The sequence below is a fragment of the Shinella sp. 838 genome (genome assembly GCF_029623935.1).
GTDB lineage: Bacteria > Pseudomonadota > Alphaproteobacteria > Rhizobiales > Rhizobiaceae > Shinella.
Genome location: NZ_JARSBQ010000015.1, coordinates 18,277 through 31,403, shown reverse-complemented (window position 1 = coordinate 31,403; position 13,127 = coordinate 18,277). Strand labels below are relative to the sequence as shown.

14 protein-coding genes are annotated in these 13,127 nt (G+C 64.6%); 8 read left to right on the top strand and 6 right to left on the bottom strand.

All coding sequences use genetic code 11. From position 1 onward, the window contains the following. Positions 1–245 precede the first annotated feature (245 nt). Both P9A16_RS29925 and P9A16_RS29920 read right to left on the bottom strand, forming a co-directional pair. Positions 246–911 (bottom strand): DUF2161 domain-containing phosphodiesterase, encoded by a 666-nt coding sequence (locus P9A16_RS29925; RefSeq protein ID WP_023513580.1) that lies wholly within the window; start codon positions 909–911, stop codon positions 246–248. A gap of 135 nt (positions 912–1,046) precedes the next feature. Further along, a complete protein-coding gene (locus P9A16_RS29920; protein ID WP_023513581.1) occupies positions 1,047–1,817 on the bottom strand; it encodes an ABC transporter permease in 771 nt (256 codons plus the stop codon). A 112-nt stretch (positions 1,818–1,929) separates the two neighbouring features. Between P9A16_RS29920 and P9A16_RS29915 the strand changes: the two genes are divergently transcribed. Next, positions 1,930–4,026 (top strand): 4Fe-4S binding protein, encoded by a 2,097-nt coding sequence (locus P9A16_RS29915; RefSeq protein ID WP_023513582.1) that lies wholly within the window; start codon positions 1,930–1,932, stop codon positions 4,024–4,026. Then, complete coding sequence (locus P9A16_RS29910) at positions 4,023–4,901, top strand: FAD:protein FMN transferase (protein ID WP_023513583.1); 879 nt, start codon at positions 4,023–4,025, stop codon at positions 4,899–4,901. The genes P9A16_RS29915 and P9A16_RS29910 overlap by 4 nt, the downstream gene beginning before the upstream one ends. 3 nt (positions 4,902–4,904) lie before the next feature. Here P9A16_RS29910 and P9A16_RS29905 read toward each other — a convergent pair whose 3' ends face one another. Together P9A16_RS29905 and pedF are read right to left on the bottom strand one after the other, a co-directional pair. After that, on the bottom strand, positions 4,905–5,801 hold the full coding sequence (locus tag P9A16_RS29905) for a substrate-binding periplasmic protein (RefSeq protein WP_023513584.1): 897 nt from the start codon (positions 5,799–5,801) through the stop codon (positions 4,905–4,907). A gap of 5 nt (positions 5,802–5,806) precedes the next feature. Then, the gene (pedF, locus tag P9A16_RS29900) at positions 5,807–6,493 is read right to left on the bottom strand and encodes a cytochrome c-550 PedF (RefSeq protein WP_023513585.1); all 687 of its coding nucleotides are present in this window, start codon (positions 6,491–6,493) and stop codon (positions 5,807–5,809) included. Between the two features lie 150 nt (positions 6,494–6,643). On the opposite strand from pedF, the gene P9A16_RS29895 reads away from it, so the two are divergent. The 6 genes from P9A16_RS29895 to P9A16_RS29870 are packed head-to-tail and all read left to right on the top strand — an operon-like array spanning position 6,644 to position 11,400. Beyond that, positions 6,644–7,831, top strand: a complete 1,188-nt coding sequence (locus P9A16_RS29895; RefSeq protein ID WP_023513586.1) for an ABC transporter substrate-binding protein — start codon at positions 6,644–6,646, stop codon at positions 7,829–7,831. A 1-nt stretch (position 7,832) separates the two neighbouring features. Beyond that, entirely contained in the window at positions 7,833–8,798 is a 966-nt protein-coding gene (locus P9A16_RS29890) for a YVTN family beta-propeller repeat protein (protein WP_024270717.1), read from the top strand. 21 nt (positions 8,799–8,819) lie between these two features. Beyond that, on the top strand, positions 8,820–9,278 hold the full coding sequence (locus P9A16_RS29885) for a hypothetical protein (protein ID WP_023512726.1): 459 nt from the start codon (positions 8,820–8,822) through the stop codon (positions 9,276–9,278). A 6-nt stretch (positions 9,279–9,284) separates the two neighbouring features. Beyond that, a complete protein-coding gene (locus P9A16_RS29880) occupies positions 9,285–9,998 on the top strand; it encodes an ABC transporter ATP-binding protein (RefSeq protein WP_023512727.1) in 714 nt (237 codons plus the stop codon). After that, positions 9,995–10,837, top strand: coding sequence for an ABC transporter permease (locus P9A16_RS29875; RefSeq protein WP_023512728.1), 843 nt, complete (start codon positions 9,995–9,997; stop codon positions 10,835–10,837). Before P9A16_RS29880 ends, P9A16_RS29875 begins: the two co-directional genes overlap by 4 nt. Before the next feature lie 14 nt (positions 10,838–10,851). Next, entirely contained in the window at positions 10,852–11,400 is a 549-nt protein-coding gene (locus P9A16_RS29870; protein ID WP_023512729.1) for a tetratricopeptide repeat protein, read from the top strand. Here the strand turns inward: P9A16_RS29870 and P9A16_RS29865 are convergent. Further along, positions 11,340–12,020 carry an ABC transporter ATP-binding protein gene (locus tag P9A16_RS29865; protein ID WP_023512730.1) on the bottom strand — a complete coding sequence of 227 codons (681 nt, stop codon included), beginning with the start codon at positions 12,018–12,020 and terminating at the stop codon, positions 11,340–11,342. The genes P9A16_RS29870 and P9A16_RS29865 overlap by 61 nt on opposite strands. Next, the gene (locus tag P9A16_RS29860) at positions 11,992–12,966 is read right to left on the bottom strand and encodes an ABC transporter substrate-binding protein (RefSeq protein ID WP_023512731.1); all 975 of its coding nucleotides are present in this window, start codon (positions 12,964–12,966) and stop codon (positions 11,992–11,994) included. The genes P9A16_RS29865 and P9A16_RS29860 overlap by 29 nt, the downstream gene beginning before the upstream one ends. Between the last annotated feature and the right edge of the window lie 161 nt (positions 12,967–13,127).

Genomic DNA, 13,127 nt, shown 5'->3' with positions numbered 1-13,127 from the left:
GTGTCAAACATTCCAATAGCAGATGACGCGATCTGGCTATGATCACCTCTCCGGGCTAAAGATCGAAAGGCGGACGACAGGTTGTCGTCATCCTCAGCGTGCAACAGAACCCGTGCCTCGGCTATCATGGCTTTTGGTACGAACGCCATTTCAAGCATAGCGCGCAATTTGATGAGGGTCGTGATGCGTAAAGCCGCCGTTCCGTTTTCTATGTAGCGATCATTGAAACGCGGTAACCGTCACCGTTAAGGCGACGAGGTGTCCGGCTGCGGCCACCGCTGCAGCGCGTCTCGCCCAGTGTCCGTCAGGCCGTAGACTCCCCTGTCGAGGCGCTCGAACCAGCCGTAGACATTGGAAAGCAGGATTTTACCGGCGTCCGGTACATTGGCGCGCACTGCGCGCACGGGCAGCGGCCCACCGGCAAGCGCCGCGGCGCAGCCGAGCGCCTGCTGGCGGTAGGCTGTCATGACCGGTGCACGGGTGCTGCCGCCGCGGGCCGGATCGCCGCGCCGCTTCTGGTGCTCCCGCATCAGCCGCGACCGGCGCTTCGGATTGGTTCGCGGCATGGGGGATATGGAACCGACGATGACGCTGACGTCATCGGCATCGGAAACGCCGAGCATGCCGATGCCCAGCCGGCGGCAGAGGTCACGGTAGCGCTTGTCGGATTCCCGCCCCCTGCCCCTCGCCGAGACCCTTGCGGCGATCCAGACCTCGTCCGAGACGGCAGCCCGGTCTACGGCCTGGAGGATGAGCTCCAGGTTGAACGTCAGCTTCAGCTCGCAGATCACGACGACGGGCGGATCGTCATTGCTCAGCCCGACAAGGTCACAGCCGCCGATTTCCCCCTTGACGACATAGCCGGCCTTTTCGAGGAAGTCTTTGACGGGCAGGTAGAGTGAGGTTTCCATAGGCCTGCGGAGCGGTGACGACGCGGAGAATCGCCCAGCAGGCTACATTGAACCGCCGGGATGGGACACCCCGTCTCCTACGTGCCGCACGATATGTCTACCCCTCCCCCCGATGGAGCGACCGGCGCTCGCTTTCTATCGGTTTTTCCAATGAGCTGCACGGGCTTCCCAGCGCTGGATGATCCCGTGTTCGACGACCAGCATGACGGCGACGAACGCGAGGGAATAGACCAGCACATGGGTGGTCTCGAACTGCTGGAAATAGAGGTGGATGCGAAAGCCTATGCCATTCGACCGGCCGAGGAATTCGACGACGAGAACGATCTTCCAGATTACGGCGATGCCGTTGCGCGCGGCGACCGCGAGCCAGGGTGCAAGCTGCGGCAGCACAAGATGGCGAAGGCGCTCGTGACCGGACAGGCGGGCGACGGCGGCAAGGTCCTCCAGCGCCGGATCGAAGGCACGCACGCCCTGCCGCACGGTGATCATAACCATGGCCGTCTTGTTGAGGGTCACCGCGACGATGGCTGCCAGTTCGTTGAGCCCGATCCAGAGATAGCAAAGCACGATCAGCACGAGCGCCGGCAGGTTCATGAAGATCGTGACCCAGGGGTCTGCCCAGCGGTTGAGGGCCCGATAGCGTCCGAGAAGGAAGCCGAGCAGGCTGCCGGCCGCCATGGCGAGCGTGAAGGAAACGACAACGCGCAGCAGCGTTGCAAAAAGCTCGCGCGGCAGGCGCCCTGCGATGGTTTCCGACCAGAAGACCCGCGCCACGTCGACAGGCCCCGGCAAGACCGTCGGGTCGGCCTTCAGGCCGGCAAGCGCCGCCCAGAACAGGCCAAAGAGGCCGAGGGATAGAAAGAAGACGCCAACCGACGGGCGGTCTTCGGCATGGATCTGCGTCATCGGAAATCTCCCACCCCGACTATAGCCGCCGAACCATGCCGCCGATCCGCGACCTTGGTCGTATGGCGGCCTTCCGACAGGTGCATAGAAATCGTGACGGGAGGATCCGGCGATGGAAAGAGGCTTGGCGCGATGCGGCCTGCTGCTGAGCATTTTTATCCTCGGCCTTATTCTGTGTGGCCGGAACGCGCCGGCGGCCGTGCTCGACCACCAGGCGCTGGCCGGCATGATCGTGCCACCCTATGCGCTGGGAGAGCCGGTCAACGACAAGGGCGTCTGGACGCTGCTCAACTCCGGTGGGGCGGAGGCCGGCTATGTCTTCGAGACGGGGCCGCTCGCACCGCTGCCCGGCTTTTCAGGCGCGCCGATCAACATGCTTGTGACAATCGACCGGGATGGCCGCTTCCTTGATGTCAGGCTCCTTTCGCACAACGAGCCCATCTTCGTTTCCGGTCTGGGAGAGGCACCCTTGCGCGCCTTTCTCGAACAGTATCGCGGGCATTCGATCCGCGAGCCGCTGGTTGTCGGCACACCCTATGGCGAGGCCGGCAATGGCTCCGATCTCGTCTATCTCGACGGCGTAACCAAGGCGACGGCGTCGGTGCGCATCGCCCATGAATCGATCCTCGCCGCAACGCTCGACGTGGTGCGCGAGAAGATGCAGGGCGTGGTGAGCGGCCCGCCGGTACACCCCGATCCGGCAGTCGATGAGGTGCTTGACTGGCCGACGCTGGTCGAGCGCGGCCTCGCCCGGAACCTCACGGTTACCAACGCTGCGCTCGATGCGGCGTTCGGCAAGACGATCTGGGCGCATGACGACCCGGAGGCAGCAGCGGATCCAGAGGGGCTTTTCCTTGATCTCTGGGCGGTCGACATCGGTCCGCCGGCCATCGCGCGCGCTGTGCTGGACGATGAAAGCCTTGCCGACCTCCAGCGCCTTGCGCGCATCTCTCCCGATGACGAGCCCATCCTCCTCATCGAGGCTGGGCGCCATGGCCTCGTGTCGCCGGATTTCGTGCGCAACACGGCACCGGACCGCCTGGCGGCAGAGCAGGACGGCCTGCCCGTCGCGCTGCGCGATGCCGACCTTGCGGTAGAGACACGGACGGGCGTGCCGCTGGGCACGACGATGCTTCTGCGTATCGACCGTCGCCTTGGCTTCGACCCGACGCGGGACTGGACGCTCTCCGCACAGGCCGTGCGCATGCATGGCATGCTGAAGCCGGAGGTCGGCTCCGTCCATTTCCCGCTCGTCCTCAGGGCTGACCCCGCCTTCTTCAGCCGTCCGGTGGTTGCGGCTGCGTTGGCGCCATGGCAGGCGGCACTGGCCGATCGGAAATGGGATCTCGCCGCGCTCGGCGTGCTTCTGACAGGGCTGCTGGCGGCGGTCGGCCCCGGCATGCATCGTCTCGCTCAACCCGCCACGCTGCGTCCGGCACGGCTCGCCCTCCTGGCGCTTGTCGTCGTGTTCGTCGGCTGGTGGGGGCAAGGCCAGCTTTCGATCGTCACGCCGCTCGCCGTGCTGCGGACAGCGGTCGATGGCGGCAGTCTCGCCGTGTTGCTCTACGATCCCTTCTCGCTGCTGATCTGGGGGGCTGCCATTCTTGGTTTCGTGCTGTGGGGGCGCGGCCTTTTCTGCGGCTGGCTCTGCCCCTTCGGTGCCATGCAGGAATTCGCCCACCATGTTGGCAGGCTGCTGCGGCTGCCGCAGTGGAACCCCTCCCCTGTCTGGGACAGCCGGTTGAAGGCCGGCGCGTGGCTTGCGCTTGCCGGCCTCCTCGCGGTCGCGGTGCTCGCGCCGGAAAAGGCTGAGACGGCCGCCGAGATCGAACCCTTCAAGACGGCAATCACCACCTTGTTCCAACGTGAATGGTACTATGTCGCCTATGCCGGATTCTGGCTGCTGCTTGCCATGGTCACCTTCAAAGGCTTCTGCCGTTATGTCTGTCCGCTGGGGGCGCTCATGGCCATCGGTGGCCTGCTGCGGCTGCGCCGATGGATTCCCCGCCGTGCAGAATGCGGTTCGCCCTGCCAGCTTTGCCGCGTACGCTGCCCCTATGGCGCCATCCGCAAGACAGGCGAGATCGCCTATTCGCAATGTTTCCAATGCCTCGACTGCGTCTCGATCCACGATGACGGCGCGCAATGCGTGCCGCTCGTGCTGGCCCGCCGGAAGAGTGCACCAAGCCCGCGGGCGGCACGGGCATGAACCGACGCCGCTTTCTCCTGATAACCGCCGCGGTGGCCGCCTTTCCCGGCGCCGCCCGCGCCGGGTTCACGCGCTGGCAGGCAGACATGCTCGGCGGCACGGTGCGCGTCGATCTGCGGGGCCCGCGTGATCTTGCGCAGGATGTCGCCACCCGGATCGGCGCGGCAATCGCGGAGGTGGAGGCTGCAGCAAGCCTCTTCAATTCCGATTCCGCCCTCAGCCGCTTGAATGCCGCAGGACGGCTCGACGATCCGCCCCCTGTCCTTCTCGACCTGATGCGCCTTTCCGGGGAAATGCATGCGATGACGGACGGACGTTTCGATCCGACGATCCAGCCACTTTGGCGTGCTCTGGCGGAAGGGCGCGACCCCGCGCCCGCGCACGCCGCGATCGGCCTGGCACGGGTACAGGTCGGCCCGCCGATCCGGCTCGACAAGGGACAGGCATTGACCTTCAACGGTATCGCGCAGGGCTATGCCGCCGACCGGGTGCGTGGACTGCTGCAGGAGGCAGGCTATCGCGATGCGCTCGTCGATATGGGGGAGTTCGCGGCACTCGGTGGGCCGTTCCACATTTCCATCGAAGATCCAGCCCTCGGCGGAATCGCCACCCGCCGCCTTTCGGGCAATGCCGTTGCCACGTCAAGCCCGACGGCGATGCGGATCGGGGGCGGCTTCCATATCCTCGGCCCACGTGGTGAAACGCCGGGCTGGTCGACAGTTTCGGTGGAGGCAGAGAACGCCGCACTGGCCGATGGCTTCTCAACGGCCTTTTGCCTGATGCCCGGCGAGGCGATACGCGCCTCGCTCCACCGCTGCCCTGCGGTGACGCGGGTAACGGCAATGGATTTCGCCGGCGATGTTTCGACGTTCTGAACCTTAGCGCGTGGGCGGGGTGAAGGTCAGGCCGTGGGCCGCGAAGATACGCGCGATCTCACCGTCGGCGAGCGCCGCCGCGATAGCTTCGTCGACGGCATAGGCGAGGTCCTTGTGCTGGAAGTTGATGCCGATGCCGACCGTCCAGCTTCCCCGGGCAAAGCCGACAAGCGGTGGGGCGTGCACCGTCAACCCGCTTTCCGGATGGCGCACGAGCCCGGCTTCCAGCTCCGCACGCGGACCCATCGCAGCCTTGGTTACGCCCTCCGCCAGCCCATCCATTGCCGCAGCCACCGACCGGTACCGATGGATCTTGTCGACGGGGCCAATCAGGGAAGTGAGGTAGAAATCGGCGATGGAATCGTTCTCGACGGCAACCGGATCGAAGCGGAAGAAGGGCGGCGTCGGCCCTTTCTCCGCATAGTCGGCCGCACGATAGGCGATCGCGATGCTTTCCGTGGCATATTGTCCGGTGAAGGTAACCTGCTCGATACGGCAGACGAGGGCACTGTCATAGGGCACATGCAGCATCACGTCGCTGACGCGGCCGCCGACGGTCGCGCCCTTCCAGACATAGTTCAGGAGGTCCGCCTCCAGGTTTTCCCCGGCGGCAACGAGGCGGAATTTCGCCTCGACACCAAGGCCCTTGGCGATCAGCCGCCCGATCTCGACGTCGACACCGACTGCTTTGCCCTTTTCCTCATAGGACCAAGGCGCATAGTCCGCATAGACGGCGAATTCTATCCAGCCTTCTTCAAGAATCCGGTCGAAATCGCGACCGACATCCTGCGCGAAAGTGTTCTGCGGTTTGGGTTGAGGCTTGTAGTCCTCGCAACGCGCAAAAGCGCCGCCCGGGAGGGCGACGCCGAGGACAAGGGCCAGAAGAGCACGGCGGAGCATGCGCGTTACTGCGTGGCCGAAAGGCCGACCGTCAGCACTTCCGCCGCCTTCTTCCAGCTTTCCGGCGTTTCGGAGAGAATGCGTGCTGCCTCGTAGGTCACGCTGTCGGCCACGGGAGCGCCGGACGCGGTCTTTACTTCGGACGCGATCGTCTCCAGTTCCTTCCTGAGCGCTGCCGTATCAGCCACCTTGCCGCTGCCCAGTTCGTCGCGGATCTCATGCAGGCGCTGGGCATGGTTGTCGAGCGCCCCATCCTCTGGCCGGGTTTCCACATAGGTGCGGATCGCCCAGGCTGCTTTCTGGCCAAGAATGTCGCCGAAAGCCGGCATCTTCGTCGTGCCGTCCTGGGTGTAGCCGTGGCGGAAGCGTTCCATGAACCACTCGTCGCCGGCTTCCTCGGCCTCAAGGAAGCGCAGGTCCGGCGCAAGCCCGCCCGAAACCGCGCCGAGGCCATGACAGCGCGCGCAGTTCTGGTTGAAGCCCGAAGCGCCGATCTCCACCGCCTTCAGCCAGGCCTCGTGACCGATCGCCGCCTCGCGATAGGGATTCTCGGTCAGCCATTCCTCGCCCACGTCAGGCAGGGCATCCGTGTTGACAGGCTGCGGCGCCACATCGCCATGGGCGATCACGATGCTCGTCGTCGCCAAGAGGATGAAAGCAGCGATCCCGCCGCGAATAATATTGGCCGACATGCGGTCCTCCCTCGCATTTCCAACTGCCATTTTTCTACGGCAAGCCCCGGCCGTAGCGATATGCGACCTAGGTCGCCCCGCCCCATGGCACCAAGGTCGTATTTCGGGGTTCGTGCGCTGCCGCCATGCTCGCCTTCAGGAGGATGAGACATGCCGGTACGCTTCATGCTGCGCCGCGAGGGGCTTTGCCTTGCGGCCGCGTTCGTCTTTTGCGCTTCGTCGGCTGCAGCCACGATCGCCATACCGATGACCTATCTTCGGCAGGAGGTGGCGGCACCGCCGGTTCTCTCCAATCTCGACCCCATCCCGGAGGATCGTGGCATTGCGGGCGCGCAGGTTGCTCTGACCGATACGAAGACGACCGGCAGCTTCATGGGTCACGACTACAGCCTCTCCGTCATCTCTGTGGAGCCCGGCGGCGATTTTCTCGACGCGGCTCGCAAGGCACTTTCGGCCTCCAAAATCCTGTTCCTCGATGCCACGCCGGAAGGCATTCTTGCAGTCGCGGACTTGCCGGAGGCCCGGAACGCCCTTCTCTTCAACGTCGCCTCGGGCGAACGGCGACTGCGCGATGTCGAGTGCCGCCCCAACCTGCTGCATACCATGACCGAAGATGCCATGCGTAGCGACGCCCTTATGCAGGTGCTGAAAGCCCGCCGGTGGACACGGACGGTGATGATCGCCGGCCCGAAACCGGAGGATCGCGCCTTCGCCGAGACCCTGCGCGCCTCGGCGCAAAAATTCGGCGTCGAAATCCTCGCCTCGAAGGAGTGGTCCTTCGATACGGACCTGCGTCGCGCTGCCGGGCAGGAAATTCCGCTCTTCACCCAGGATTTTCCCGATCACGACGTGCTTTTGATCGCCGACGAGGCAGATGATTTCGCCCGCTATGTCGCTGACAACACCTGGCTGCCCCGTCCCGTCGCAGGCTCGGACGGACTTCGCGGCGAAGGCTGGGCACCGGTGCTCGAGCAATGGGCGGCCGTGCAGTTGCAGAACCGGTTCGAGAAGGCTGCCGGGCGCGAGATGGGCTCCCGCGACTACGCGGCCTGGACGGCGCTGCGCAGCATCGGCGAAGCGGTGACACGCACCAACACCGCGGATCCCGCGGTGATCCGCGGCTTCATCCTCTCGGACAAATTCGCCCTCGACGGCTTCAAGGGCCGCAGCCTCAGTTATCGCGCCTGGAACGGGCAGCTCCGCCAACCCATGGCGGTCGTTAATGCCCGCGCCTTGGTCGAGCTGACACCGCTCGACGGCTATCTGCACCAGACCAACGAAATGGACACGCTGGGCCTCGACCGGCCCGAAAGCGCCTGCACTGCCTTTGGAGGATGAAATGAGATTTCCGGTCCTGTTGATCGCCCCGCTTCTGGTCGCTGCCCCGCTCCAGGCTCTGGCCGGCGAGATTTGGGTGACGAATGAGAAGGACGATACGATCTCCGTAATCGACACGGCGACCCTCGAGGTCGTGCGTACTATCAAGACCGGTGAGCGACCCCGCGGCATCACGTTCAATTCCGACCACAGCCGCGTCTACATTTGTGCGTCCGACAGCGACACGGTCCAGGTGATGGATCCGGCAACCGGCGAGATCCTGCATGACCTTCCCTCCGGGGAGGACCCCGAGCAATTCGTTCTCGCGCCGGACGACAGGCATCTGTGGATCGCCAATGAGGACGACGCGGTGACGACCGTCGTCGATGTCGAGACGCGCAAGGTCGTAGGCCAGATCAATGTCGGCATCGAGCCCGAGGGCATGGCTGTCTCACCGGACGGCAAGATCGTCATCACCACCTCGGAAACGACGAATATGGCCCATTGGATCGACACGGAGAAGAAGGCGATCTTCGCCAACACACTGGTGGATTCCCGCCCGCGTCATGCCGAATTCGCCAGGGAAGGTGCGGAACTGTGGGTCTCCTCGGAGATTGGCGGAACGATTACCGTTTTCGATGTCGCCACCCAGGCGGAAAAGGCGAAGATCCGCTTCGAGATCACGGGTGTCAACGCCGACCTCATCCAGCCCGTCGGCTTCGAGTTCACGCCCGATGGCAAGACGGCGTTCGTCGCGCTCGGACCGTCCAATCACGTGGCGGTGATCGATGCCGATACGTTTGTGGTCCAGAAATACGTGCTTGTCGGCCGTCGTGTCTGGCACCTCGCGTTTTCGCCCGACCACACGCAGCTCTTCACCACCAACGGTGTTTCAGGGGACGTCACCGTGGTCGATGTCGCCACGCTGGAACCCGTGAAATCCATCAAGGTCGGCCGTTTCCCCTGGGGTGCGGCGACCCGTCCATGACTTTTTGAGAGGGAGGATAAGATGAAGAAAGCAATTCTGGCCGCAATCATACTCGCCGCCATACCCTTCGCCGCGCAGGCGGATGACGAAGACGACGCCAAACCCGAGGCGGGCCTGGGGCTCGCCGGCCTCTTGTCGAAATCCAACCGCCAGAGCCTGCCAAACATCACGCTCTCGGCTGGGCAGCCGGTTTCCAAGGCGCCGCTGACGCTGAAGTCGGGGAAGTACTACACAGTGAAGATCGAAGCGGATGGCAGCCAGGAGCTGGCGCTGGAAGGAGCCGGGTTCTTCAGGGCTGTGTGGATCAACGAGATCGTCATTGAGGGTATCGAGATCCGTCCCCTCGGCATCGATTCCATCGAATTCGACGAGGCGGGCGAGGCGGAAATCAGCTTCGTTGCGATCAAGCCGGGCAGCTACCACCTGAAGGTTCCCGGTAGCACAGGCGACAGCCAACAGGTCGCAATCACCATAGAGTAGTCGACCATGGGCGGTTTGACGGTGGAGGGCATCAGTCATGATTGGGGCGCGCGCCCCGCGCTCGATGACGTGTCGTTTTCCGTCGAGTCCGGCCGCTTTTGCGCCCTGCTCGGGCCGAACGGTGCCGGGAAGTCGACACTGTTCGGAATGCTCACGCGGCTTTTCACGCCGCGTGCCGGCCGGATCGTGATGGCGGGTTTTGACATGGCGCGCGCGCCACGCGCCGCCCTCGCCCGCATGGGCGCCGTCTTCCAGGCCTCCACGCTCGATCCGGATCTCACCGTCCGGCACAACCTCCTCTACTTCGCCGCGCTGCATGGCCTTTCGGGGCGCGAGGCGGAGGTGCGCACGATTGCAGCACTTGAGCGGCTCGGCATGGCAGAGCGTGCAGGGGAGAAAGTCGCAAAACTCAACGGCGGCCACCGCAGGCGGATGGAAATCGCCCGCGCCCTCCTGCATAGGCCGCAGGTGCTGCTGCTGGATGAGCCGACGGTCGGCCTCGACGCGGCCGCACGCGCTGCCATCACCGCCCACGTGCACGACCTCTCGACGGACGGGCTGACCGTGCTTTGGGCGACCCACCTGGTGGACGAGGTGCGCAAGACCGATCGGCTTGTCATCCTCCATCGTGGCAGCGTGCTTGCCGACGGCGAGGCTGGAGAAATCGGCGGTGCGGATCTCACGGCCCGCTTCCTTGCACTGACGGGAGAACGGGCATGACGACGGAGGCTCTGGACGGAGCCGAACCGCAAACTCGCGGCGTACGGCGTTCCCGTCCCCTCACCGCGCTTCGGGCAATCCTCTATCGGGAAGCGTTGCGGTTTCTCGGCCAGCGCGGGCGGCTTGTCGCGGCACTGGTACGACCGTTGGTCTGGCTCTTCGTCTTCGCCACCGGCTTTCGCGCCGCGCTTGGCCTTTCCATCACGCCACCTTACCAGACCTACATCACCTACGAAATCTACATCGTACCGGGGCTGGTTGGCATGATCCTGCTGTTCAGCGGGATGCAATCGTCCCTCAGCCTCGTCTATGATCGGGAGATGGGATCGATGCGGCTTCTCCTGACCGCGCCGCTGCCACGCTGGTGGCTGCTGTTCTGCCGGTTGCTGGCCGGCAGCCTGATCGCAGTGCTGCAGGCCTATACCTTCCTCGCCATCGCCGCGCTTTACGGGATTCGCTTTCCCTGGCTGGGTTATCTTGCCGCCGCCCCAGCCATGGCGGTCGCCGCGATGATGCTCGGCGCGCTCGGTCTCCTGCTCTCCTCCTTCATCCGACAGCTGGAGAATTTCGCAGGTGTGATGAACTTCGTGATCTTTCCGATGTTCTTCCTCTCCTCGGCGCTCTATCCGCTCTGGAAGATGGCCGAAGCCTCGCCGCGCCTGCGGGACCTGTGTGCGCTCAATCCCTTTACCCATGCCGTCGAGCTGATCCGCTTTTCCCTCTACGCCAAGGGCAATCTTACGGCGCTCGCCGTCACCCTCGCCGCCTTCGCCGTGTTCGGCCTCATCGCCATCTGGGGTTACGACCCCGCCCGTGGCCTGACGGCGCGAAAGGCCTGAACTGGAGACCCACCATGCGTCTTGTCATCGTTACCGCGAGCCTGTTGTTCCTTTCTGCCAACACGACCCTGTCGCAGGCGGATGCCGGTGCCGGCGGCACGCTCAATCCGGAGGAACTGACGCTGAACCGCGTCATGAAGGATATCGCCGAGGGGCGCACCAGCATGACAATCTGCGCGACCGGCTATTACATCACCAAGTCCGGCCGGCATGAGATGGCGCGCGAACTCTTCGAGCGCTGTGCCGAGGCCGGCTGGACTGGAGCAATGACCTGGATGTCGCAGCTCGATGACAATGGCCTCGGCGGTCCTGAAAACCCCGATGCCGCTGCCGAATGGGACCGCCGTGCAGCCGAAGCAGGCGATCCTGTCGGCAAGTTCAACTATGGACTCGACCTGATGCGCGGGCGCGGCGTCGTCGAAAACAAGGCACTCGGTCGCCGTTACATCGACGAGGCGGCCGACAGCGGCCTTCCGTCAGCAAGGCGCCTCAAGGGGGTCGGCTATGACCTCGACGTCGTGACGCCCGACGCCGACAACTGGAAATACGCCCCGGCTTTCTGATCCTCCTCGACAAGCCGTGCCGGCCGGCCCTCCAAGCGAAGGATGCGGCCGGCAAGCCGCTGAGCCTCGGCCCGGACATGGGTGACGAGCAGCGTCGCACAGGGCCGCGCGGTAATCAGTCGCTCGAACAGGCTCATCATTTCATCGGCCAGCACCGGGTCGAGGCTGACGAACGGCTCATCCATCAGCAGGAGATCCGGTCTGCAAGCGAAGGCCCGTGCCAGCGAGAGGCGCCGCTGCTGGCCCAGTGAAAGCATGCCCGGAAAGCGCCCGCCAAGCCCTGCTAGCCCAACCTCCTCCATCCAGTGTCGTGCCTCGATTTCGCTGACACGCGCGACGATGGTGAGGTTCTGCAGAGCCGTGCGCCAGGGCAGGAGAACCGGCTCCTGGAAGACCATCGCGACGCGTTCCGTTGCTTCCAGTCGTCCTTCGAAACGCCTGTCGAGCCCGGCAACGATGCGCAGCAGCGACGTCTTGCCGGCGCCTGAGGGGCCGGTCAGCGCGACGGTTTCACCCGGCACGAGCGAAAGCGCCATCGGGCCAAGCACACGGCCCGGCCCGCCTTTCTCCAGATCGAGCCGCAGGACCGGCTCAGCTGCCGGGATGATGGAAAACGCCATCGGGCAGTTCTTTCAGGTCGCCCACGAGGTCGGCGCCGCCGAGCTCAGTCATGAGGGCAAGCATGCGGGCGGCAGCCTTTTCGTCAACGGCACCCGCCTTCGGCGAACCAGCAAGGAAGCCCGCCTTCAGCGCCTCGAATTCGGCATCGTTCGCCGCCTTCATCATCGGGCGGATACGCGCCCAGGCAGCCGGATCGGACGCCAGCTTTGTCTTGGCGGCATGTGAGGCCGCGGCGATCGCTCCACCAAGACCCGGATTGGCCTTCAACAGTTCACCGCGTACCACATAGCCCACAAGCGGTGTTTGCGGGTCGAGGCCGAGCGCCTCGGCTGCCTTATCGACGGTCATCAGCGGACGCATGCCCGCCGCCTGCATGCGGGCGCCGAAATTCCAGAAATTCAGCGCACCCTGTACTTCGCCGTCGAGCGCTGCCTTGTAGACGAGTGGTGGAGCGCCAAAGATCTGCTCGGTCGTCCCGGAAATATCGAAGCCCTCCACTTTCTGCGCATAGGCGCGCAGGATCAGCCAGCTCTTGTCGATGGGGCTTCCCGCAACACCGATCTTCTGGCCTTTGAGATCCGCAAGCGTTTTGGCCGGACTGTCGGCCGCGACCATAAGGGCGCCGACGGCGCGCGAATAGGGGATGAAGACAAGATCGCGACCGGCAGCGCGCTCGCGCGCCACCCAGAGCCAGTCGGAAACGATCATGTCCACTTCGCCGGCGACGAGCGCGATTTGCGCCGCCGGCGCACCGGCAACATCACTCACATCGAGGGCAAAGCCATTTGCCTTGTCGAAGCCGTAGTGACGGATCGTGTCGGCTTCCCAGTTCACCGTGCCCGAAAGCTGCAGCGCGGCGCGCACGACGGGCGTCTCGGCGAGTGCCGGCGTAAATGACAGGAGCGCGGCCGCAACCGCGCCGGCAAGCGATTTCAGGATCGTCATAGGCTCTCCTCCCCTTGGTCCCGAGATGCTACCCCCCTGCCCTATCGCTCGATATACGACCTATTGACGGGGGGCGAAGATGCCGGAAACCCGCCGCAACGGGCATTTTACGACCAAGGTCCAATTCAACCCTTCCCGAACAGCACCGATGATCCCCCTCG